This is a genomic window from Levilactobacillus muriae, assembly GCF_045862015.1.
Taxonomy (GTDB): domain Bacteria; phylum Bacillota; class Bacilli; order Lactobacillales; family Lactobacillaceae; genus Levilactobacillus; species Levilactobacillus muriae.
In genome coordinates this window covers 70,164-90,109 of sequence record NZ_BAAFRU010000005.1, presented here as the reverse complement: position 1 = coordinate 90,109, position 19,946 = coordinate 70,164, and the positions used below count along the sequence as shown (strand labels likewise).

19 protein-coding genes are annotated in these 19,946 nt (G+C 49.9%); 4 read left to right on the top strand and 15 right to left on the bottom strand.

From position 1 onward, the window contains the following. Positions 1 to 32 precede the first annotated feature (32 nt). Positions 33 to 482, top strand: coding sequence for a CidA/LrgA family protein (locus ACKTSF_RS04690; protein WP_407887087.1), 450 nt, complete (start codon positions 33 to 35; stop codon positions 480 to 482). 24 nt (positions 483 to 506) lie between these two features. Next, positions 507 to 1,313, top strand: coding sequence for an antiholin-like protein LrgB (gene lrgB / locus ACKTSF_RS04685; protein WP_407887085.1), 807 nt, complete (start codon positions 507 to 509; stop codon positions 1,311 to 1,313). 193 nt (positions 1,314 to 1,506) lie between these two features. Here lrgB and ACKTSF_RS04680 read toward each other — a convergent pair whose 3' ends face one another. Next, positions 1,507 to 2,109: a helix-turn-helix domain-containing protein gene (locus ACKTSF_RS04680; protein ID WP_407887083.1), complete on the bottom strand. Its 603-nt coding sequence runs from the start codon at positions 2,107 to 2,109 to the stop codon at positions 1,507 to 1,509. Positions 2,110 to 2,379: 270 nt separating this feature from the next. After that, positions 2,380 to 4,215, bottom strand: coding sequence for an APC family permease (locus ACKTSF_RS04675; RefSeq protein ID WP_407887081.1), 1,836 nt, complete (start codon positions 4,213 to 4,215; stop codon positions 2,380 to 2,382). Positions 4,216 to 4,654: 439 nt separating this feature from the next. Between ACKTSF_RS04675 and ACKTSF_RS04670 the strand changes: the two genes are divergently transcribed. After that, positions 4,655 to 5,497 (top strand): CatB-related O-acetyltransferase, encoded by an 843-nt coding sequence (locus ACKTSF_RS04670; RefSeq protein WP_407887080.1) that lies wholly within the window; start codon positions 4,655 to 4,657, stop codon positions 5,495 to 5,497. Positions 5,498 to 5,584: 87 nt separating this feature from the next. Here ACKTSF_RS04670 and groL read toward each other — a convergent pair whose 3' ends face one another. The 3 genes from groL to ACKTSF_RS04655 form a co-directional block, all read right to left on the bottom strand. Then, positions 5,585 to 7,207: a chaperonin GroEL gene (groL, locus tag ACKTSF_RS04665; RefSeq protein ID WP_407887078.1), complete on the bottom strand. Its 1,623-nt coding sequence runs from the start codon at positions 7,205 to 7,207 to the stop codon at positions 5,585 to 5,587. Between the two features lie 67 nt (positions 7,208 to 7,274). Then, the gene (gene groES, locus ACKTSF_RS04660) at positions 7,275 to 7,559 is read right to left on the bottom strand and encodes a co-chaperone GroES (RefSeq protein WP_407887076.1); all 285 of its coding nucleotides are present in this window, start codon (positions 7,557 to 7,559) and stop codon (positions 7,275 to 7,277) included. Positions 7,560 to 7,826: 267 nt separating this feature from the next. Further along, a complete protein-coding gene (locus ACKTSF_RS04655; protein WP_168900013.1) occupies positions 7,827 to 8,465 on the bottom strand; it encodes a redox-sensing transcriptional repressor Rex in 639 nt (212 codons plus the stop codon). Between the two features lie 392 nt (positions 8,466 to 8,857). Between ACKTSF_RS04655 and ACKTSF_RS04650 the strand changes: the two genes are divergently transcribed. Continuing rightward, positions 8,858 to 10,810 carry an ABC-F family ATP-binding cassette domain-containing protein gene (locus tag ACKTSF_RS04650; RefSeq protein ID WP_407887074.1) on the top strand — a complete coding sequence of 651 codons (1,953 nt, stop codon included), beginning with the start codon at positions 8,858 to 8,860 and terminating at the stop codon, positions 10,808 to 10,810. A 308-nt stretch (positions 10,811 to 11,118) separates the two neighbouring features. On the opposite strand, the gene ACKTSF_RS04645 is transcribed toward ACKTSF_RS04650, so the two are convergent. The 10 genes from ACKTSF_RS04645 to tmk form a co-directional block, all read right to left on the bottom strand. After that, positions 11,119 to 12,189 carry a winged helix DNA-binding domain-containing protein gene (locus ACKTSF_RS04645; RefSeq protein WP_407887072.1) on the bottom strand — a complete coding sequence of 357 codons (1,071 nt, stop codon included), beginning with the start codon at positions 12,187 to 12,189 and terminating at the stop codon, positions 11,119 to 11,121. Positions 12,190 to 12,215: 26 nt separating this feature from the next. Continuing rightward, a complete protein-coding gene (gene tsaD / locus ACKTSF_RS04640; RefSeq protein WP_407887070.1) occupies positions 12,216 to 13,259 on the bottom strand; it encodes a tRNA (adenosine(37)-N6)-threonylcarbamoyltransferase complex transferase subunit TsaD in 1,044 nt (347 codons plus the stop codon). A 305-nt stretch (positions 13,260 to 13,564) separates the two neighbouring features. After that, a complete protein-coding gene (rimI, locus tag ACKTSF_RS04635; RefSeq protein WP_407887068.1) occupies positions 13,565 to 14,206 on the bottom strand; it encodes a ribosomal protein S18-alanine N-acetyltransferase in 642 nt (213 codons plus the stop codon). Further along, on the bottom strand, positions 14,190 to 14,912 hold the full coding sequence (tsaB, locus tag ACKTSF_RS04630) for a tRNA (adenosine(37)-N6)-threonylcarbamoyltransferase complex dimerization subunit type 1 TsaB (RefSeq protein ID WP_407887066.1): 723 nt from the start codon (positions 14,910 to 14,912) through the stop codon (positions 14,190 to 14,192). Before tsaB ends, rimI begins: the two co-directional genes overlap by 17 nt. Before the next feature lie 452 nt (positions 14,913 to 15,364). Further along, complete coding sequence (locus ACKTSF_RS04625; RefSeq protein ID WP_407887064.1) at positions 15,365 to 16,108, bottom strand: acyl-[acyl-carrier-protein] thioesterase; 744 nt, start codon at positions 16,106 to 16,108, stop codon at positions 15,365 to 15,367. A 5-nt stretch (positions 16,109 to 16,113) separates the two neighbouring features. Next, the gene (rsmI, locus tag ACKTSF_RS04620; protein ID WP_407887062.1) at positions 16,114 to 16,995 is read right to left on the bottom strand and encodes a 16S rRNA (cytidine(1402)-2'-O)-methyltransferase; all 882 of its coding nucleotides are present in this window, start codon (positions 16,993 to 16,995) and stop codon (positions 16,114 to 16,116) included. Positions 16,996 to 17,011: 16 nt separating this feature from the next. Beyond that, positions 17,012 to 17,350 carry a DNA replication initiation control protein YabA gene (locus tag ACKTSF_RS04615; protein ID WP_407887060.1) on the bottom strand — a complete coding sequence of 113 codons (339 nt, stop codon included), beginning with the start codon at positions 17,348 to 17,350 and terminating at the stop codon, positions 17,012 to 17,014. A 26-nt stretch (positions 17,351 to 17,376) separates the two neighbouring features. Further along, a complete protein-coding gene (holB, locus tag ACKTSF_RS04610) occupies positions 17,377 to 18,393 on the bottom strand; it encodes a DNA polymerase III subunit delta' (protein ID WP_407887059.1) in 1,017 nt (338 codons plus the stop codon). A gap of 9 nt (positions 18,394 to 18,402) precedes the next feature. Beyond that, positions 18,403 to 18,732 carry a cyclic di-AMP receptor DarA gene (gene darA / locus ACKTSF_RS04605; protein WP_407887057.1) on the bottom strand — a complete coding sequence of 110 codons (330 nt, stop codon included), beginning with the start codon at positions 18,730 to 18,732 and terminating at the stop codon, positions 18,403 to 18,405. A gap of 25 nt (positions 18,733 to 18,757) precedes the next feature. Next, on the bottom strand, positions 18,758 to 19,402 hold the full coding sequence (tmk, locus tag ACKTSF_RS04600; protein WP_407887055.1) for a dTMP kinase: 645 nt from the start codon (positions 19,400 to 19,402) through the stop codon (positions 18,758 to 18,760). Positions 19,403 to 19,946: the final 544 nt, after the last annotated feature.

Here is a 19,946-nt window from a genome sequence, read left to right as displayed (position 1 = left end):
CAGTATGCTTCGACTCGAAAGGAGATTTTATCTTGGCTTCGACTAACCACACCACGTCTCCGGGGGCTGTCGAGGAACACCCCACACCAATTCTGGGCCAAATGAGTATCTTCGCTGCCATCTTATTCGTGGCAAGCCTCATTTCACCCCTGTTCCCAGCCTCCCTTCCCGTGCCTACGCCAGTGATTGGGATCGTGATTCTCTACATCCTACTGGCCACTCACATCCTAAAATTACGTCAAGTTGAAAAATTCGCTGATTTTATGATCAGCCTGATTGCTTTTCTCTTCGTCCCTGCCGGTGTTCAACTCGCCGCCAGCCTGGATATTTTAAAGGCCCAGGGACTTCAAATTACTGCGGTAGTGCTTATCGCCACCATCGTTATGTTGGTGCTGGTCAGCTACACCGCCGTCGGGTTGATCTGGATTCGTCAGCACCTGTTCCACCGCGCAACAGCGGCCGAACAGGAGTCGACCCTTTAGCACCTAAATTAAGAAGGTTATAAAATGATTATTTTAGCGGAAAACCCCAATTTAGCGTTGTGGGGCAAATGGCTTGGCGATGGTCTCGGGACCAACGCTGACGGCTCCACCGCTGGTAATGCCATCTTTGGCATCTTCTTGTCACTCGTCGTTTACTTAATCGGCCAATGGCTCTTCAAAATCAGCAAGGGATTCTTCCTCTTCCAACCCCTATTTGTGGGGATGGTTCTGGGAATCTTCGTCCTATTTCTCCTCGCCAAAACCTTTGGCACGACCACGGCAAACTTCTACCGATCGGCCTACAAACCCGGGGGTGACATCATCTTCTGGTTCCTGAACCCGGCAACGATTGCTTTTGCCGTCCCCCTATATCGACGAAACGATATCGTCAAAAAGTATTGGCTCGAAATCATTCTGTCCCTGATCATTGGACTCAGCATCTCGTTATTAGTGATTTACGAGGCCGCTAAGCTCATTGGACTCGATACAGTAGGGATTGCTTCAATGCTGCCGCAAGCCGCCACGACGGCCATTGCAATGCCTATCTCCAATGCCATCGGTGGCGTTGGAGCGGTCACTGCGACTGCCTGTATCCTGAATTCAGTCATCATCTACGCCTTGGGTGACTGGCTAGTCAAGTTCTTCCGGATCGACAAGGATCCGATTGGCGCTGGGTTAGGGCTGGGAACTGCCGGTCACACGGTCGGTTCGGCCAAGGCTGTGCAATTGGGCTCGATCCAAGGATCCATGGCTTCGATTGCCGTCGTCATCATTTCAATCGTCGTCGACCTCTTAGTTCCGCCATTCGCTTCTCTGGTTGGCCTGCGCTGAGACGTCAACAAATAGGCTGCCCCCACAGATGCTAGAATCTCTGGCAGTCACAGGCAACTGCTCTCAATCTGTGAACCCTGTTAATCGAGGGTTGAACATCGTTCGCATACTTTCAATCTTCAGAAAAAAAGCGACTCTTCCACGCCTGTAATGGCCAGAAAGAGTCGCTTTGTGTTTGCGTGACACCTTAGGATTATGAAACGACCGGCGCCTTGAAATGCCCGACTTCAGCGTAGAAAATGCTTCCCCAGCAGCAGGCCGCATAGAGCGTGAAGTCCGTAGCCCATCCAGAGCGCTGCGTAGTCCAAGCCCAAACCGCACCAATCGTGGCCAGAACGCCTAACAGAACAATCCATATCCGTCGTTTTTGCCACCGGGTATAGCGGTCCTCCTGAACCAAGGTGTTGGCAAAGGCTGTCATCTTATTTAACGCCAATATATTCAACAGAGCCGTTAACAAGAAAATACCCGCGACAGAAGACAACTGATCCGCAAACATGAGGACAGTGATCGAGATGAAGTTGATCACAGATAAATTATGCAGGGGCGGTTGAATGGCCTGCAAGACATCCGATTTTCGCAAGGTATCCGTCATGCCGTGGTCCTCTTTCAGCAGCGTGTCTAACGATAACTGATAAATATCACTGAGTTGCAGCAGGCTGTCAATGTCTGGATAGCTGTTCCCCGTTTCCCAACTCGAAATGGTCTGCCGTGAGACGTGTAGCGCGTCTGCGACCGTCGCTTGTGTTAAGTCTTGTTGTTGCCGTGTTTGTTTTAACCGTTCCCCGAATTCCATGGTGGTGCCCCCTTGTAATAAGTGCCCTTAGCATAGCAAAGTTCTAGCAGCTTGCCTAGCAAAGGTTCTAAGCATCGTTGATTTAACGGGATTTATCCTGATCACAAGCGATTAGGTCTCTGAAAATACCGCCAGCCACACTGGCTGACAAAAGACACTAAAAAAAGCCTGGGGACACCCCCCAGACTTCTTTATTGCTCTTCAAAGCTATCTTGCTGAAACGTGGGACAGACGGTAGCTGACGCCGTTTGTCCTACTCCCCTCAGCCCACTACTCTTTCAAGTGATAGTTATACGTCGATACGATAATATTTTCCCGTGAATTCAGCGTTGTCCGTAAGCGCAATGCCGTTTGGTTATGCAGGATATTTTGCCAAGGATGCCGTGGCACGAACTGTGGCACCAAGACCGTCGTGGTAAAGTTTCGTTCAACCGCCCGTTTGGCAATCACGTCACAGAAACGTAGCGTTGGTGTCGCAATGGATCGGTAGGACGAGTGAATATCCACGAACCGAATATCCGGGAACTCCTCCTTGAATTCCTGCGCTGTCTTATGTTCCTTCTCTGGATTCTCATCGAAGGACACATGCATCGCAATCACATAGTCCCCGATGGACCGTGCATAGTTGATGGCACCAGCCGTCACTCGTGTTATGTTGCTAACGAGGACGATAACCGTTGCACCATCATACTCATGCATATCGGCCTTGGTCTTCGCTGCCACCCGCAGTTGCCGTGCAACCTTCTTATAGTGCTGGTGAATCCGGTTGAACAGCAGGAGTAACAGCGGCATGATGATCAGGTATGGCCAAACGTTGACAAAGCGCAAGAATAACAGAATGAGAACCAATGTTAATGAAATTAACGCCCCAATAAAGTTGATAAAGGCTTTGCCCATCCAAAAGCCCTCACGTGTTCGGAACCAGTGGATGATCATCCCGGATTGTGACAGGATAAATGGCACGAAAACCCCAATTGCATACAGCGGAATCAGGAGTGTCGTTTGCCCGTGGAAGATGAAAATCAGGACGATGGCCCCAACCGCCAGGGAAATGATTCCGTTGGAGTAACCCAACCGGTCCCCCCGGTCCAAGTACGCGTGTGGTAAGAATTTATCCTTAGCCAAGTTATACGCCAGAATTGGGAAAGCCGAAAACCCGGTATTGGCCGCAACGGCTAAAATCAGTGCCGTGGATAATTGCAGAAGATAGTAAATGGCCCCATGGCCAAAAACGCCGCTCGCAATCTGTGAGAGGACCGTTTGACCGGCCTGTGGTCGAACCCCCATATAGTAACTGAGGAACGTGATACCGCCAAAGAAGATGGCCAAAATCGTTGCCATAATGGCCAGTGTTGCCGCCGCATTATGACTCTTCGGCTTCTTGAAGTTTGGCACCGCGTTACTGAGTGCTTCAACCCCGGTCAGGGAGGAAGACCCAGACGAGAACGCCCGTAAGAACAGCAACAACGTCATGCCGGAAACAGAGCCACCTAACCGTGCCGAAGCATGGAAGGTGATGTTCCCCGTCACGATATTGTAGAAGCCGACACCGATCATGATGAAAATCATCAGAATGAAGAAATAAACTGGTCCCGTCAGAAATGCCGCCGACTCCCGCATTCCCCGTAGATTTAACAGCATGATGCCAATCACAATAAGGACTGAGATCAACACCGAGTATGGCGACAACGCTGGAATCGCTGAGGTAATGGCCTCGGTTCCAGATGTCGTTGAAACGGCCACGGTCAGCATATAATCGACCAACAATGATCCTCCGGCAACTAACCCCGCCGATTGCCCCCAGTTGGTACTGGCAACCACGTAGGCACCACCACCGGATGGATAGGCATGAATGATCTGTTGGTAAGAAAGCGTGATCGCAAACAGCAGAATTAAGACCAACGCCGCAACCCACAATTGATACATCAAGGCCGCCGCGGATAAGGTGATTAAGACTGTAGTAATTTGCTCAGTACCATAAGCTACGGAAGATAACGCGTCAGATGACAGTAAGGCTAGTGCCTTAAACTTGGTCAACGCCTGACCGCCTTCATCCATGGTCTTTAGGGGTTTACCAATTAAAACCCGCTTTAAATAACGCCACATGACTACTTACCCCTTATCTCCATAAATAATGAAAACGGGTCTACACCCGCTTTTTAAAGTCTCTATAATCGTTTCAATTTCAAACGCAAACGTAATTCTACTACAACTAGCTCCACAATACCACTCTTGTTCAGCTTAGCAACTAAGAAAACTGCAAATGATGTGGTCATGAAATTTGCCTACTCTTTAAACTTTGTTGCCCCACGGCATAAGAAAGCGCTTCATTTACTATTCAGCGTTTTCACAAAAATTTGTGAGTATTTGCCGATCCCGGATACGGCTAAGGATCCGGCCACTTTTAGTTACGGCCGTCAACCCCTATTGCGACTGAACACCTGTTAATGATAAATATATTAATTAGCTAAACAAACTCATCCTCTCACAAGCTTATCACCTTTTAGGGGATTTATAGTATGATGCGTACAAAGGAAGTGCAGTCATGTCTACCCTAATCAACGGCGTTACCTTTTTTCAAGACAATTTAGTGGCCTCTCAGTCACATCGTCGAAAGGTAATCCCCTTCACCCCGGCGATTGCCGATCTTCTTGCCACCCATCATATCTATACAGTAGCTCGAAAAAGCAATGGTCCACGTCTTCACCCCGACGATTTTCTTCAAGTTCCAGTAGCACTACAAGCTGAAACTTACAGTATCTTTCTGAAGGGTAACCACCTCTTTAGTATGGGCGCCTTCAGTTCTGCCAACAGTGATCTTCCCGTGAACACCATTGTCGGTCGCTACTCTTCCATTGCCCACAACGTCGCTCGGATGCAGGGCAGCCATCCCACAGAGAGATTCACCACGTCCATGCTGACTTATGGTTACTGGGTTGATGCCTTCAATGACTATCTGGCTGATACCCACAACACATTTGATTGCAGGCCAAACCCCATTCCCAATGGTCGTCCACTTATCATTGGGAATGACGTCTGGATCGGTCAGGACGTTCTATTTGCGCCCACCGGTGTCACGATTGGTGATGGTGCAGTGATTGCTGGCGGTGCCGTTGTCACCAAAGATGTGCCCCCGTACGCTGTAGTGGGGGGCGCGCCCGCTCGTATTTTAAAATTCCGCTTTTCCACCGCAACGATTGACCGATTGATTGCTCTGAAATGGTGGCAATACGGTTTCGGCGATTTCCACGGTGTGGCCCCCGATGATGACATTGAAACCTTCATCGACAAGGTTGGTAATCTTGTGGCAATCGGTGAGCTTCAGCCCTTCACACCACCGACAACAACTCTTGCTGACCTAACAAAAGCCAGTAAGCTCACCGTCTAACTGACTAACCTAACATAGCGCAAAGAAGCCAACCGACAATCGCCGGTTGGCTTCTTCATTTCACACTAGCGAGCTAGTGATTAAGTTTTACATCATGCCGCCCATACCTGGGTTAGCAGGAGCTGCAGGTGCTGGGTTGTCATCTGGCTTGTCAGCCACAACGGCTTCAGTCGTTAACAACAGCGCAGAAACGGATGCAGCGTTTTGCAGAGCAGAACGGGTAACCTTGGTTGGGTCGGTGATCCCGGCCTTAACCATGTCTTCGTAGTTATTATCGGCGGCGTTGTAACCAATGCCTTCCTTTTCACCCTTCAGGTGTTCAACAACAACGGAGCCTTCAACACCAGCATTTTCAGCGATTTGACGAACGGGTTCTTCCAATGCACGGAGAACGATGTTAACCCCGGTCAATTCATCGCCTTCTGCTTCAACAGCAGCAACATCCTTGATCACATTGATCAAAGCAGTCCCACCACCAGCAACGAAGCCTTCTTCAACAGCGGCACGCGTTGCGTTCAAAGCATCTTCAATGCGGTATTTACGTTCCTTTAATTCAGTTTCAGTTGCGGCACCGACACGAACAACGGCAACCCCACCGGCTAACTTAGCCAGACGTTCCTTCAACTTATCACGGTCGAAGTCAGAAGTCGTTTCTTCGATTTGGCCCTTGATTTCAGCAACCCGGGCAGCGATTTGATCCTTGGCACCAGCACCTTCAACGACCGTGGTGTTATCCTTGGTAACGTTGACCTTTTGTGCTTGACCCAATTGATCGATAGTCGTGTCCTTCAGGTTAAGGCCCAAGTCATCGGTGATGACAGTCCCACCAGTCAAAACGGCAACATCTTGCAAGGTCGCCTTACGACGATCACCAAAGCCAGGAGCCTTGACAGCAACAACGTTAAAGGTCCCACGCATCTTGTTCAAGACCAAGGTAGGTAAGGCTTCACCAGTGATGTCATCGGCAATGATCAAGAGTGAACGGCTTTGTTCAACAACTGATTGCAGTAATGGCAAAATATCCTGAATGTTAGCGATCTTCTTGTCAGTGATTAAGATGTAAGGATTGTCCAAGTTTGCTTCCATCTTGTCGTTGTCGGTAACCATGTATTGTGACATGTACCCACGGTCGAATTGCATCCCTTCAACAACGTCTAAGCTGGTATCAACACCACGGGATTCTTCAATCGTGATGACCCCATCGTTACCAACCTTTTCCATAGCGTCAGCAATTAGCTTCCCAGTTTCTGGGCTAGCTGATGAAATAGAAGCGATTTGCGCGATATCTTCCTTAGTCTTAACGTCATGGGACATCTTGTGTAACCCATCAACGGCAGCCTTCGTAGCTTTTTCGATCCCACGACGGATACCAACAGGGTTAGCACCAGCAGTGACGTTCTTCATACCTTCGTTAACGATAGCTTGCGTCAAAACAGTGGCAGTGGTCGTCCCATCACCAGCGATATCGTTGGTCTTAGAAGCAACTTCAGAAACCAACTTAGCACCCATGTTTTCGAAGTGATCTTCGAGTTCGATGGACTTAGCAATCGTTACCCCATCATTCGTGATGGTTGGGTTGCCGTAGCTTTGTTCCAGAACCACGTTACGTCCCTTAGGTCCAAGGGTTGTCTTAACCGTATCAGCTAACTTATCAACACCGGCAAGCATCTTACTGCGAGCGTCTTCAGAAAATTTTAATTCTTTAGCCATTTTAAAAATTCACCTCATACTAAAATTTTTGAATTATCTTGGATAGTCTTCTTAAGTGGAAACGGGATTAATCAACGACTGCGACTAAGTCCTTTTCGTGTAAAACAAGGTAAGTCGTGTCTTGATACTTAACTTCGGTACCGGAATACTTGTCGAACAATACCTTGTCGCCAACCTTAACAGTTGGGGCTACCTTTTCGCCATTGTCTAACACACGGCCATCACCGACAGCGACAACGTTTGCCGTTTGTGGCTTTTCTTGAGCGTTACTTGCGAGCACAATACCGCCAACCGTGGTTTCTTCTTCTTCTGGTTGATCCAAAATGACGCGGTCTCCTAATGGTTTTAACACTTGAATCCCTCCAATGAACTTACTTATTAGCACTGTTAGCACTTGACTAACATAAGTGCTAATCAACAATATCTAATATATGGTTTTTCCCTCTAAAAATCAAGGAATTTGACAAACAAATTCCTCGATTCAGTACGCCAACCACGCGCTATCCTGTGTGGCTGAGAGGCTTAGCGAATTTCAGATTTTCCAATAGTCAGCCATTTGGTCTAGACGTCCTGTTCCAAAAAAAATCGCAATCCTCAGATGAGGACTGCGATTCAATCATTAGTTTAGATTATTGTAGTGTTCCAGGAAATAAATCAACGTTTGAAGCTCGTTGGTCAAGTCCACGTTTTGCACGCGAACGCCCTTCGGTACGGTGATCCGCAGTGGTGTGAAGTTCAAGATACCTTTGACACCGCCAGACACGGCCTCATCGGTTACCTCTTGTGCCACCTGGGATGGTACGGTCAAGATGGCCACTTCAATCTGTTGTTCTTCCAGTTGCGTGCGTAAATCAGTCATTGGATAGATGGGCACACCACTTTGAATCGTGTTGGCAATCTCTTGCTTCACGTCAAAAGCAGCACTGATCCGCACGTTACTGTCCTGATGAAAATTGAAGTTGAGTAAAGCGTGGCCCAGATTTCCCACCCCAATCAGGGCCACGCTGGTTAAGCGGTCCTGATTCAAAATTTTCTTAAAAAACTTGATTAAACTTTCAACATCATAACCATAGCCCCGTTTACCGAGGGCTCCAAAATACGAGAAGTCCCGACGAATTGTTGCGGAATCGACCTTAACGGCTTCGGACAATTCAGTCGAAGACACCCGGGTTTTATCTGCGTCTAATAGGATGTTCAGGTAACGGTAGTAGATGGGCAAGCGCTTGGCTGTCGCCCGGGGAATTTTTTGTTCTGTCAAAAACGAGACCTCCTAATCAAAGAAACTGGCTACCGTTCACAAGCGATAGCCTCATATTTAAATAATTGTCTGGATTGTGAAATCAACTTTCTTATAGATTATAGCATAACCGTTCATCTTGTGAAAGAATTTGCAAGTTTTTTTCACTATTTAAATCGTAATTTCGGTCTCTCTCGAGAATATGCTAAAATAGTGGGTATCAGTGTTCCCTGTCTTCCTTTGTTGCTAAGGTAATTTCACCCACAATTACCGGAAACCGCGATACCTCATCTCAAATTATCGGCGGTGTTTAAATTCAAGCAAGCTGGCAACTTCGTGACAACGGCGATCTTTCAATGCAATCCTAACTCTAAAAACTAACATACAAAACCACTAAAGGAGGTTGGCTTACCGTGATTCTTTTACAAGTCCAACAAGTTACCCGGCGCTTCGGTGCCGCCGTCCTGTTCGAAAATGTCAGTATGGACGTCCCTGAGCACGGACGGGTGGCCCTCGTCGGCCGCAACGGTGCCGGAAAATCAACCCTATTAAAAATGATTGCTGGCGAAACTACACCAGATATCGGTCAGATTACGACTAAGCGTGGCCTGACCTTGGGCTACCAAGCGCAGAACGCCGGCCTTGCCTCAACCAAGACCGTCTGGGACGAAATGCTCAGCGTCTTCGCTAAACTCATTGCCATGGAAAATCGGATGCACGAGCTGGAACAACAGATGAGTGATCCCACCGTGACCGCTGATCAGGAACAATTCGCGCAAATTTCAGCAAGCTACGATCAGCTCCAGCAGGATTTCAGCGACCAGAACGGTTACGGCTATCAGGCAGAAATTCGTGGTGTCCTTCACGGATTCGAATTTGACGAAAGCTACTATGACAAGCCAATTAATGAACTTTCCGGTGGACAGCGAACCCAGCTGGCACTTGCTAAATTACTTTTGGAACGGCCCGACCTCTTGATCTTGGACGAACCCACCAACCACTTGGATGTCGAAACATTGACCTGGTTGGAAGGCTACCTGCAAGGTTACCCTGGTGCCATCCTCGTCGTCTCCCATGACCGGTACTTCCTCGATCACGTTGTCAACGACGTCTATGATATGGCACACGGTGGCCTCGACCACTACCCTGGCAACTATTCACACTACATTGCCGCTAAAGCGGAACGGTTGCGTTTAGCTTGGAAAGAATATGACAAGCAGCAAGCCGAGATCGGTAAGCTAGAAGACTTCGTCAACAAGAACATCGTCCGAGCATCTACCACCAAACGGGCACAAGCTCGGCGCAAGCAATTGGATAAAATGGACAAAATGGTTCGACCTGAAGGCGACGAAAAAGCCGCCCGTTTCAGTTTTCGACCGAAACGCCAGAGTGGCAACGTCGTGCTGGATGTCGTCAATGGCGCCGTGGGTTACGACGGTGAGATTCTAGCGGCGCCAGTTACCCTAGACATTAAGAAACATCAGGCCGTCGCCATCGTCGGCCCCAACGGTATCGGAAAGTCCACCCTGCTCAAAACGATCCTCGGTCGGATTCCAGCTATTCAGGGACAAATTATCTTCGGTACCGGTGTCGATACCGGTTACTACGACCAGGATCAGGCCACACTGCACGACAAAAAGTCCGTGCTGCACGAGCTGTGGGATGATCATCCCACAACACCCGAGGGCGATATTCGCTCAATTCTCGGGAGCTTTCTCTTCACCGGTAGCGATGTCGACAAGAGTGTTCATAGCCTAAGTGGTGGTGAACGGGCGCGCCTGCTGCTGACAAGATTAGCCTTGCAACATGACAACTTTCTCATGCTGGATGAACCTACCAATCATTTGGACATCGACAGCCGAGAAGTCTTGGAGACTGCATTGAATGACTTCGATGGCACCATCCTATTCGTTTCTCATGACCGCTATTTCATCAATCAAGTGGCAACTCAAGTCGTCGAACTGAGTCCTGAGGGCACTACACGTTACCTTGGAAACTACGATTACTACGTGTCTAAGAAAGCTGAACAGGACGCATACGCCGCCAAGGAAGCTGCCGAGGCCGAGGCTGCCCACCCCACGATCGATGTTCCCAAGCAAACCCAGATTGACTACCAGGCACAGAAAGATCAGGCAAAAGCAAAACGTAAGCTGAGTCGTCAGGTCACCGCCTTGGAAGATCAAATGAGTGACTTGGAAAAACAAAAGACTGTTATTGAAACCGAAATGAGTAAGGAACAAAACTTTAACGACGCCGGCAAGCTCGCCGACCTTCAGGAACAACTTACGGCCGTGACCACGCAGCTCAGCGAGACTGAAGATACTTGGACAGAGAAGAGCTTGGAACTGGAAGCGTTTGACGATTAAACCATCTAAACACGGGAGAGTGGGACAAAAGACGGTTAGCTGGCGAGCATTAAGGCTGATAGCGGAGTCAGCTGCCTTCTGGCCCACGTTTCAGCAATATAGTTTAGGAGAGCGAAAAAAGAGTCTGGGGTTTTGTCCCAGGCTCTTTTTTCATTTTTCTAAGTGGATTAACTTGGAAAATGGCAACTTTGAAACGCGGGTTGGGCGGTTCAAAGCGAGCTGACCGCCCGCTTCTAAGGCTGGCGGCGTCCTACTCACGGCGTTACAGCCTAATTTTGGTGCACTAATTTAGACCATGTAGCCAACTGTCAGGCTTTGATAAACCCGGCGTAGTCGAGCTGTAGGAACCGTGCTATCCGATCGAAGTCTTCCTCCAACTGATTGCGGTCGAACGGCCCCCAACTCTCGACGATAAAGGTAATCTGCTGCCGGTTGATTCGTGTCGTCCACTTGCCCACCACAGCACCATTCGCGATAATCGGTGCACGGAGGATCCCGTTCTTCGACCACAATCGTTGGCGTACTTGCTCTGGCGCCAACCAGGACTTATTCCGGTACCCCGTCATTGGCGAGCTAAAACTGGCCGCAATCACGGTCAGATGAGCCACTTGATCCGTGATCGCCGTAAGTTCTCCGCTGGAAACTGGGGCAATCGTCCAGAGCTGCTCCTGGTCAACCGTCACAGGTGTCAACTCCGGTAAGACCGTTTGCCAGGCCGACCGAACCTGGCCGACCTTAATGCCAGACCACTTCACGAAATCGGCCATTGTGGCTGGACCAAAGCCGTGCAGGTATCGCCGAAGCAATTCCGTCGTCGCGGTCTGCTGATCCCGTAATTCAAGGGTTGGCGGTGCCAGTAACGTCCAGTCCTGCCCGATAACTGCCGGTGCCATCTGTAACCGCCCCTGCGCCGTCAATACCTGCAGGACAGCATAGTCAAAGTTGTGTGGGCGATCGACATACCAATCAAAGGTTGCCTGCAGGTATTCGGTGTATGCTGTCCGCGTCAGCTGACCTTCTTGCTGCAGCAAGTCATCGATTGCAGTGGCCGCCGCGCGCACGTGAGCTTCAGCGCCTAAAAAATAAGCCTTGGGCAAACGTTCCTTTTGACGCGCGGACACGACTAGCCGTAAGTCCGTGGGCGTCAGCAAATGAATTGTCCAGCGTTGCGCCCACGACCGTACAATGCCATGTTCCTGATAAAACGTCAGGAGTTTCGATCGTTTTATTCCCGTTTGCAAAGCCACGTTGAGCTCTGCGGCGCGTTGGTTCTGTGCTTGAATACCCACACTATTAAAAAAGGGCGCCGCAACTTCAGCGCTCGTTGTTAACAATCCCTGTTGGTACAGGCGATAGGCAAACAATTCGGCTTGATTCATGGGACGTCCTCCTCTAGTTATCATAATTATTTTACAGAATCTGTTGCCCAATCAAACTCCAGGCTTGGGTCGGCGTTCAACGTGGCATCTGCGAAGACGCCATGTTGGTAGGCCACATAGGCGAAGGCCCCAATCATGGCAGCGTTGTCTCCACATAACTTCAACGGTGCCTTGACCAGGTGAGTCGTTGGGTTGCTCTGCAAATCACGTTCTAACCGTTCACGCAGCCCTTGATTGGCGGCAACCCCACCAGCTAGGATCAGCTGATGCACTGGATAGTCAGCTAATGCATGCTTGGTCTTTTCGGCTAATACGTCCACAACGGCTTGCTGGAAACTAGCGGCGAGATCCTGTTTGCTTAGCGTTTCACCGATCTGATCAGCATGATGCGTCGTGTTGATAAAGGCACTCTTCAACCCACTGAAGCTAAAGTCAAAGTTGTCATCCTTTTCCATGGCACGAGGAAATTTAAACGTATCTTTCCCCTGATGTGCCCATTCGTCAACGGTCTTCCCGGCTGGATAGTTAACGCCCATGACCCGGCCAACCTTGTCGTAAGCTTCACCGGCAGCGTCATCCCGCGTCTCACCGATAATTTCAAATTGATTCTCAGCTGGCATGTAGACCAATTCAGTATGACCACCGGAAACCAGCAAAGCCAATGCTGGAAATTCGATAGGTTCCACGTAACGGGCCGCGTAAATGTGCCCGGCCATATGGTTGACCGGAATCAACGGTAAGTTGTGGGCAAAGGCAACCGTTTTGGCAGCCGTGACACCAATCAACAGGGCACCAACTAGCCCGGGACCGTATGTCACCGCCACGGCGTCCAAGTCAGTGTACCCCACTTCAGCCTCGGCCAAGGCATCCTTGATACACAGGGTTACCTCTTCAATATGATGCCGACTGGCAACTTCGGGAACGACCCCACCAAACCGTTGGTGACTCTTGATCTGGGTCGCCACGATGTTAGACAAAATCTTATGGCCGTCCTCGATAACGGCGACACTGGTCTCGTCACAACTTGATTCAAATGCTAAAATTAAATTTCGCTTTTCCGTTGGACTCACTCCTCTTCCTGTTCTTCGTACTAACCAACCATAACGGCCGCTTACTTATATCTATGATTCCCATTTTTTTGCTGTCTCGCGCAACCATCAAATTGTCTGGACCTAACCAAAACTAAAATGACCTTTTCGTTATCTAAGCTTTGGTTGGTGCCACTTGCTAGATTGGTTGTTCGCTTAACAAATCACGCTTCAATTCCGGCATTAACTATACCATGAAACGGCAAAAGTTCCTAAACGCTGTCAACGCTCATTGCACACAAAAAGCGGGTGGCCCCAATGCCTAGCCCGCCTTGATGTTGCCGTCGTTAATTCTGTTCACGCGTTTGCGGTTCCGTATTCTGATCCTGCTCATCAGCCTCTGCCGCGGCCTCGTCCTCATTTTCATTAAGGTATAACACCATATCGGCTGCGTCTTCGTGATCACCGAAGTAGTAACCCCGCTTGACACCGGTCTGTTCAAACTGCAGATCACGATAGAGCCGTTGCGCACTCTTATTAGACACCCGAACTTCCAAACTGACCGTCTTATAGTTCAGTTTACGGGCCTTTTTGATCATGATTTTCAACAGAAATCGACCAAGCCCCTTGCCTTGATACTCTGGCAGGACAGCAATATTGGTAATGTGCGCGTCTCTGTTACGTTCGTCAAAAGTACTCCCAATGAACGCCAGTAGCTTGTCATTCTTACGGATAACCAAGTACAACCGGTCCTTTTCTCGCCGGAGTTCGTTAGCAAAAGCCGTCGAATCCCATGGCGCTTGACCAGCATACACGGCTCGCTCGATTTCAATCATTTCTGGAATGTCAGTAAACAGGGCCTTAGCCACGAAATACGTGACGTCGTGAATTTCGACCCGATGATTTTTAACGTCCATGGTCTCCTCGCGTACGACTTCTCGCCGACTGCCAAATACATTTTTATACCAATTTTTAAATTTTTTCAACATACGATTCGGTATCCTCTTCTGGGTTCTTAGCACGCCATTCGGCTTCGGCTTGCGTCAAACGTAGGTAGTTCGGCACGAACCGATCAACATCACTCACGGGGGCCAACTGCTGCCCCAGCAGGCCAATCGTCGCCACTTGTGGTAAATTCAACCACGGACTGATTGCCGGCGTGGCGGCAGAAATCGTGGTCGCAATCAAATCCTTAAAGTTAGCGGCATCACCCAGGAACCACACGGGTTCACCGTATTTGTTGACGGCAGCAAGAAACTCCGCAACTCCGATGTGAACATCCGCAATCACTACAGTTGGCACGCCATTCTTGATCCGATATAACCCAGCGAATGCGTTTTGATTCCGCGCGTCAAAGATTGGCGCGACTAATGCCCCCTCGACCGGCACATTGGCGGCCAACGTTGCTAAGCTGGAGACGGCGACCATGTCAATATTTAAGGTTGCAGCCAACGTCTTAGCGGTCGTCACGGCGATGCGAATCCCCGTGTAGGAGCCAGGTCCCGCCGCAACCACGACACGATCCAAGTCGGTCGGCTTTAAGTCTGCCATTGCCAAGAGCCGTTCAATCTCTGGCAACAGGTATTCCGCGTGTTTCTGATGAACCGTAACTGTGATGGCGGCCAGCACTGTGGCATCATCCAAGACAGCAACACTGAGCGGACGGTTCGATGTATCAATTGCTAAAATCTTCATTTTGCTTGGGTTCCCCTTCATGTGTATGGTGACCACAGCCAGTAACGAAAATGGTAAAAGCGGCGGCTGGTTTTACCGGCCCGCCGCTTCCCAATGACCAGTTACTTACTTTTTCTCGTGTACTATTCATATCAGTGTCTTATATTACCACAAAGACTGGCGCGGAACATCTTCTCTGCCTGTCTTTATGAAAAATAATCATTTAACACTTAAGGTTGAAAGTTCCAAAGTACTCATTATGACTGTTGTAGCAATGATACTGGGCCTAAAATTAGGCAACATTGTCCAGTCATCGCCTTACCGGCCTTACATCGTGGGACGACCTGTGAGACGACTGAACTTGTCGGCTTTCAGGCGAGCTGGAAGCCCGTTCCTTGGCTGGAACCGTTCCCCACGCCAAAGTGCGTCTTTCATGGTATCCGCATTCATCGACACAGCCGTACGTTGTCGCTTTAGCGCCGTGGCTGCCAGTCAATCGTGGCTAACACCGCGGTCGTTGCACCGATCTTCACCGTGTGCTGGGTCGTCGTAGCGTGGCTATGCGCAACCTCACTGGTCACCTGGTGGCCATACTTCACTTCATTTTCAAAACGAATCCGAACGTCGACGGCCTGATGTTGGCGCAACCATTCGGCCGGCAGGGTATCCAGCATCCAATCGAAGTAGTGGGCGTTGTTCACGTGGCCATTCTCATCGATGTCGAAATACCGCACCGTATACGGTTTGGCAACGCTGGTAGCCGTCTGATCGACCTTTTCCGGCCGAGGTAACCGTGGCAGTCGTTTGACTGGTTCGGTTCCGTAGGGTGCCATAATAGCCGTCGGGATCGTGGCAATCTTGCGAGTCGCGTAACTCATAGTCACCCAGATTCCCTCCCCATAAGCCAACTGGTTGCCTTCAGAATCGAGCAACCAATATTCCCGGTAGGCAAAGTATTTATTGAAGGCCGTTGCCCGCGTCTTGAGGGTCACTGGATCTCCAATCTTGGGAAGTCGATCAACTTGCAAGTGATACTGTGTTACAACCCAACCCACACCGAGACTGTGAATATAGTCAGTGGTTAATTTCAACGCAGCGTTCTGATCTTCAGAGACCAAAACGAACAGGTTGATCAGCATGGCGAGGGTCAAGTGACCGGTGTCATCCGTTTCATAGTAGACGACCCGGTGGGGTTCACTGAATTCATTTTGGGCCACGCAGGTCACTCCTCATCTAAATGGTGGTAACTTCGATAAACATCTTGTTTCTTCATGCCGCGGAGGTTCGCGACTTCCTTGATTGCCGCATTAGGCTTGTCACCAGCCGCAATCAGGCGATCGACCTGTGTCTCAATGGGTTCGCTGAGATCAATAGCGGCGGTCGCCGTGGTTGTTGGATGATCATTGCCCCCAACCAACACAACGAATTCACCCCGCACCGTATCCGTGGCGGCCCATTCGGCGAGGTCACTCAGACGCCCACGTAAAAATTCTTCATAACGCTTGGTGAGTTCACGACACAGAACGGCGGGGCGGTCTTCCCCCATCCCCGCAGCCAAATTCGCCAATGTCTTCTTCAGACGATGGGGAGCCTCATAAAAGATCAGGGTTTCAGGACGCTGTGCCAATTCATCGATTTCGGCACGCTGGTCCTTCGGCTTGCGATCCAGGAAACCGTAGAAATAGAACGGTTGTGGCGCTAAGCCCGAAGCAATCAGCGCCGTCAGACCCGCGTTGGCACCTGGTAATGGCACCACCGGAATGTGTGCCTCAATGCAGGCATTTACCAGTTCGTGGCCAGGATCTGAAATAGATGGCATCCCTGCATCACTAACTTGCGCAATCTGCATGCCCTGTTGAAGCTTCGCAATCAATTGCGGGATACGTTCCTGCGTGTTGTGTTCGTGAAAACTAATTTGTTTGGTCTCAATTTCAAAATGATTTAAGAGTTTCTGAGTATTACGGGTATCTTCGGCGGCAATCAGATCGGCCGCCTTTAACGTCTTGACGGCACGAAAGGTCATGTCATCAAGATTGCCAATGGGTGTGGGCACCAGGTATAAATGGCCGCTGTCTGCGGCTTGAAAACTACGTTGACGTTCCATGTGTGGTGCGGACCTCCTATTGATCACGATAGATAACTTCTAGACAAAAGGCACATTCCTCGTCCTGCTTCCGCCTCGTCCCGTAGAATTCCCGGCAGACGTGAAAGCCTTCTTCATACAATTTTTCCAAGATCTGTCGCGACTTTGACAAGCCCTGTGGTGTCTCGGGGGCCTCGGGCAAATCACGTTGGAGCTCCCGCAGAAGATCGCGTAAGTGTTGGTTTTCAATTTCCAACTCGGCATTTTGCTCGAACACCTGGGTCATCTCGGCCTGTAAGTCAGTGAATTGGGCGAGCACGTCTTGTATTTGGCCCTCGAGCTGCTTAAATTGATCGTATACTTCTTGTTTTTCCAAGTTGCTACCCCTCCAATGCTGACTGTTTAGCGCGGAATCTGCGCTAGAATCTGTAACGTTAAGGCCTCTAAGATGCCCTGAAAATTCATGTTCCCAGCAAGCTGACCCCGGGTCTCCAAACTCAACGTCATAATAGCAACAAGCCGGTCAATACTGAGGCGCTGGGCCATTTGCCGGCTGACCTGTGCAACCTGTGGAAAGGCCAACTGATCATCGGCCACACTAGCATTCTGCTGACGCAAGACATCGTGCCAAACCTGTACGACCATATCTAGGATGGTTCCTTGTAGATCACGATTGCTACCCAAAGGTAATAGTTCAGTCTGTACCCGCACAAAGGCCCGTTCATCACCAGCGCAAGCCGCGCTGAACCACTGCCCCACGCTCGCCTGAGCCGTCTTCAACCAGTCTTCGGTCGTCAATGCCTTGGCCGCCTGAACACTTTCCGTCAGGGTCGTCAGCAGGTATCGTTGACTGGGGACAATACCCGCAGCAGTTAATGCATCGGCTAATGCTCCAGGCGCAACCCGCAGAAAATCCACGACCTGCGTCCGCGACAAAATCGTGGGAAGAATTAGATTTTTATTCGCCGTCAGCAGCAGTGCGACGGTATTCCCCACGGGTTCCTCAATAAACTTCAGGAGACTGTTAGCCGCACCCGTCGTCATACGATCGACTTGATCGACAATGAAGATCTTTTGGTTGCCTTCAACGGCACTCTTGGTAAATTCGGATTTGAGATAACGGACTTGGTCCACCTTGATACGTTGCCCATCCGGTACCACCGACACCACGTCAGGATGATCTCCCGCTTGAATTCGCTGGCACTCTGGGCAATGACCACAGGGTAGACCCGCATCATTCACATGGGGACAAAAGAGCCGCATCGCAATGACCGTCGCCAGCTGCTGCCGACCAGTCCCGTCAGCCCCGTTGAATAGATAGGCGTGGGCCAAACGGTTCTCGGTAATTAAATTCATAAAATGACTCAGCAGCTGCGGTTGTAACCGTTGTGCCGTTGCTACGAGAGATTCTTCGGTCATGGGTGCCCCCTAAAATTGGTGAAACTGATCGACGGGCAGCACGAAGACCGTGGCGCCACCGACCTGAACTTCCACCGGATACGACGACGTATTATCTAACTGTGCATCCAAGTTAACGGGTGGGGTCATGAACTGCTGACGCGTGTGGCTGGCCGCCTTGATCATTTCCAAGACTTCATCGACCCGGTTCTCTTCCACACCAATCATAAACGTGGTATTTCCAGACTTCAAGAATCCTCCAGTGGTTGATAATCGCGTTGCACGAATATTCTTATCGATAAACTCATTACTGAGGCGATTTGCGTCTTTATCCTGGACGATAGCGATTAATAGTTTCATTGCTGTTCCTCCCTCAAATGCCGGTTTAGAAATAACGTGTTGCGGTCTGTTTGATCAATGTTAAGGCTTCTGCGACCACTTGATCAGGTGATTGGGTCGCATCGATTAATTTGATGCGTTCTGGATGAGCCTGTTGCAATCGTAGGTAGGCCGCCCGCACACGGTCGTGAAAGGCTGCCTGTTCAACATCTAGTCGGTCGACTTGATCAGCCTGCCGATGTGCTTGAATCCGGCGAAGCCCAACCTCGGCTGGGACGTCGAAATACACCGTCAGGTCAGGCAGTAACCCATCCGTGGCGAACGTGTTCATCTGGGCAACAGCATCCTCACCAATTTGACGACCAGCGCCCTGATAGGCAACGGAACTATCCACGTAACGGTCACAGAGAACCAACTGATCAGCAGCGAGTGCTGGCAAAATCGTCTGCGCGATGTGTTGCCGTCGAGCCGCGGCGTACAACAAGGCCTCCGTACGGTAATCCATATCGGTATTCGCGCGATCCAAAATGATTGCCCGAATGCTTTCTGAAATGGGATTGCCCCCCGGCTCACGTGTAATCGTCAACCGGTCCCCTAATATGGGTTGAATCTTAGCAGTAATGGCCGCGAGAGCGCTGGTCTTACCGGCACCGTCGGGTCCTTCGAAGCTTATAAATGTTCCTGACAACATACTCGACCCCATTTTTGATTGAATACTTATATTGTACTTGAATTGGGAATTGATGTCTATTTTACATCCTTTGAATCTTGAAATCGTAACCGACCACCCGACCAGGTCACCAGTTGCAGGGAAGCCATCCCCTAAAGTCGCTATTTTTGAAAGTATTCTGAAGGTTGAAAGGTCTAAAATATCCATCATGACTATTGCAACAACGATAGTGAGACTAACGTTGCCAGTTCGGCGATTGTCATCTCAACGTCAGGTTAAAGAACAAATCATAACCGGAGGCGGCCAGAGATGTAGGTAGCTGTGACGACGGTGTTAGCTGGGAACCAGCTTACAGCGTGGGACGCGTTTGGAGACTGACGATTTTTGGCAGGCTTCAAATCGAGACGGAGGACCGCTTCTCAGGCCGCAGACGGTCCCCACGGCAGCCGGAATCTCTGGCAGCCGCAGGTAGCAATTTCCAACTAAATTTGTGGATTAAATCTCTGTTAGCTGGGCTTTTCTAGGTGTACTTGGACTTTCAACCTTCAGAAGTATTCCTGAACTG

Bases quoted from the DNA above. Each gene is read 5' to 3' on its own strand.
- lrgB (WP_407887085.1), top strand. From the start codon at position 507: ATGATTATTTTAGCGGAAAACCCCAATTTAGCGTTGTGGGGCAAATGG.
- ACKTSF_RS04680 (WP_407887083.1), bottom strand. From the start codon at position 2,109: ATGGAATTCGGGGAACGGTTAAAACAAACACGGCAACAACAAGACTTA.
- ACKTSF_RS04675 (WP_407887081.1), bottom strand. From the start codon at position 4,215: ATGTGGCGTTATTTAAAGCGGGTTTTAATTGGTAAACCCCTAAAGACC.
- ACKTSF_RS04670 (WP_407887080.1), top strand. From the start codon at position 4,655: ATGTCTACCCTAATCAACGGCGTTACCTTTTTTCAAGACAATTTAGTG.
- groL (WP_407887078.1), bottom strand. From the start codon at position 7,207: ATGGCTAAAGAATTAAAATTTTCTGAAGACGCTCGCAGTAAGATGCTT.
- ACKTSF_RS04645 (WP_407887072.1), bottom strand. From the start codon at position 12,189: ATGAATCAAGCCGAATTGTTTGCCTATCGCCTGTACCAACAGGGATTG.
- rimI (WP_407887068.1), bottom strand. From the start codon at position 14,206: ATGTTGAAAAAATTTAAAAATTGGTATAAAAATGTATTTGGCAGTCGG.
- tsaB (WP_407887066.1), bottom strand. From the start codon at position 14,912: ATGAAGATTTTAGCAATTGATACATCGAACCGTCCGCTCAGTGTTGCT.
- rsmI (WP_407887062.1), bottom strand. From the start codon at position 16,995: ATGGAACGTCAACGTAGTTTTCAAGCCGCAGACAGCGGCCATTTATAC.
- holB (WP_407887059.1), bottom strand. From the start codon at position 18,393: ATGACCGAAGAATCTCTCGTAGCAACGGCACAACGGTTACAACCGCAG.
- darA (WP_407887057.1), bottom strand. From the start codon at position 18,732: ATGAAACTATTAATCGCTATCGTCCAGGATAAAGACGCAAATCGCCTC.
- tmk (WP_407887055.1), bottom strand. From the start codon at position 19,402: ATGTTGTCAGGAACATTTATAAGCTTCGAAGGACCCGACGGTGCCGGT.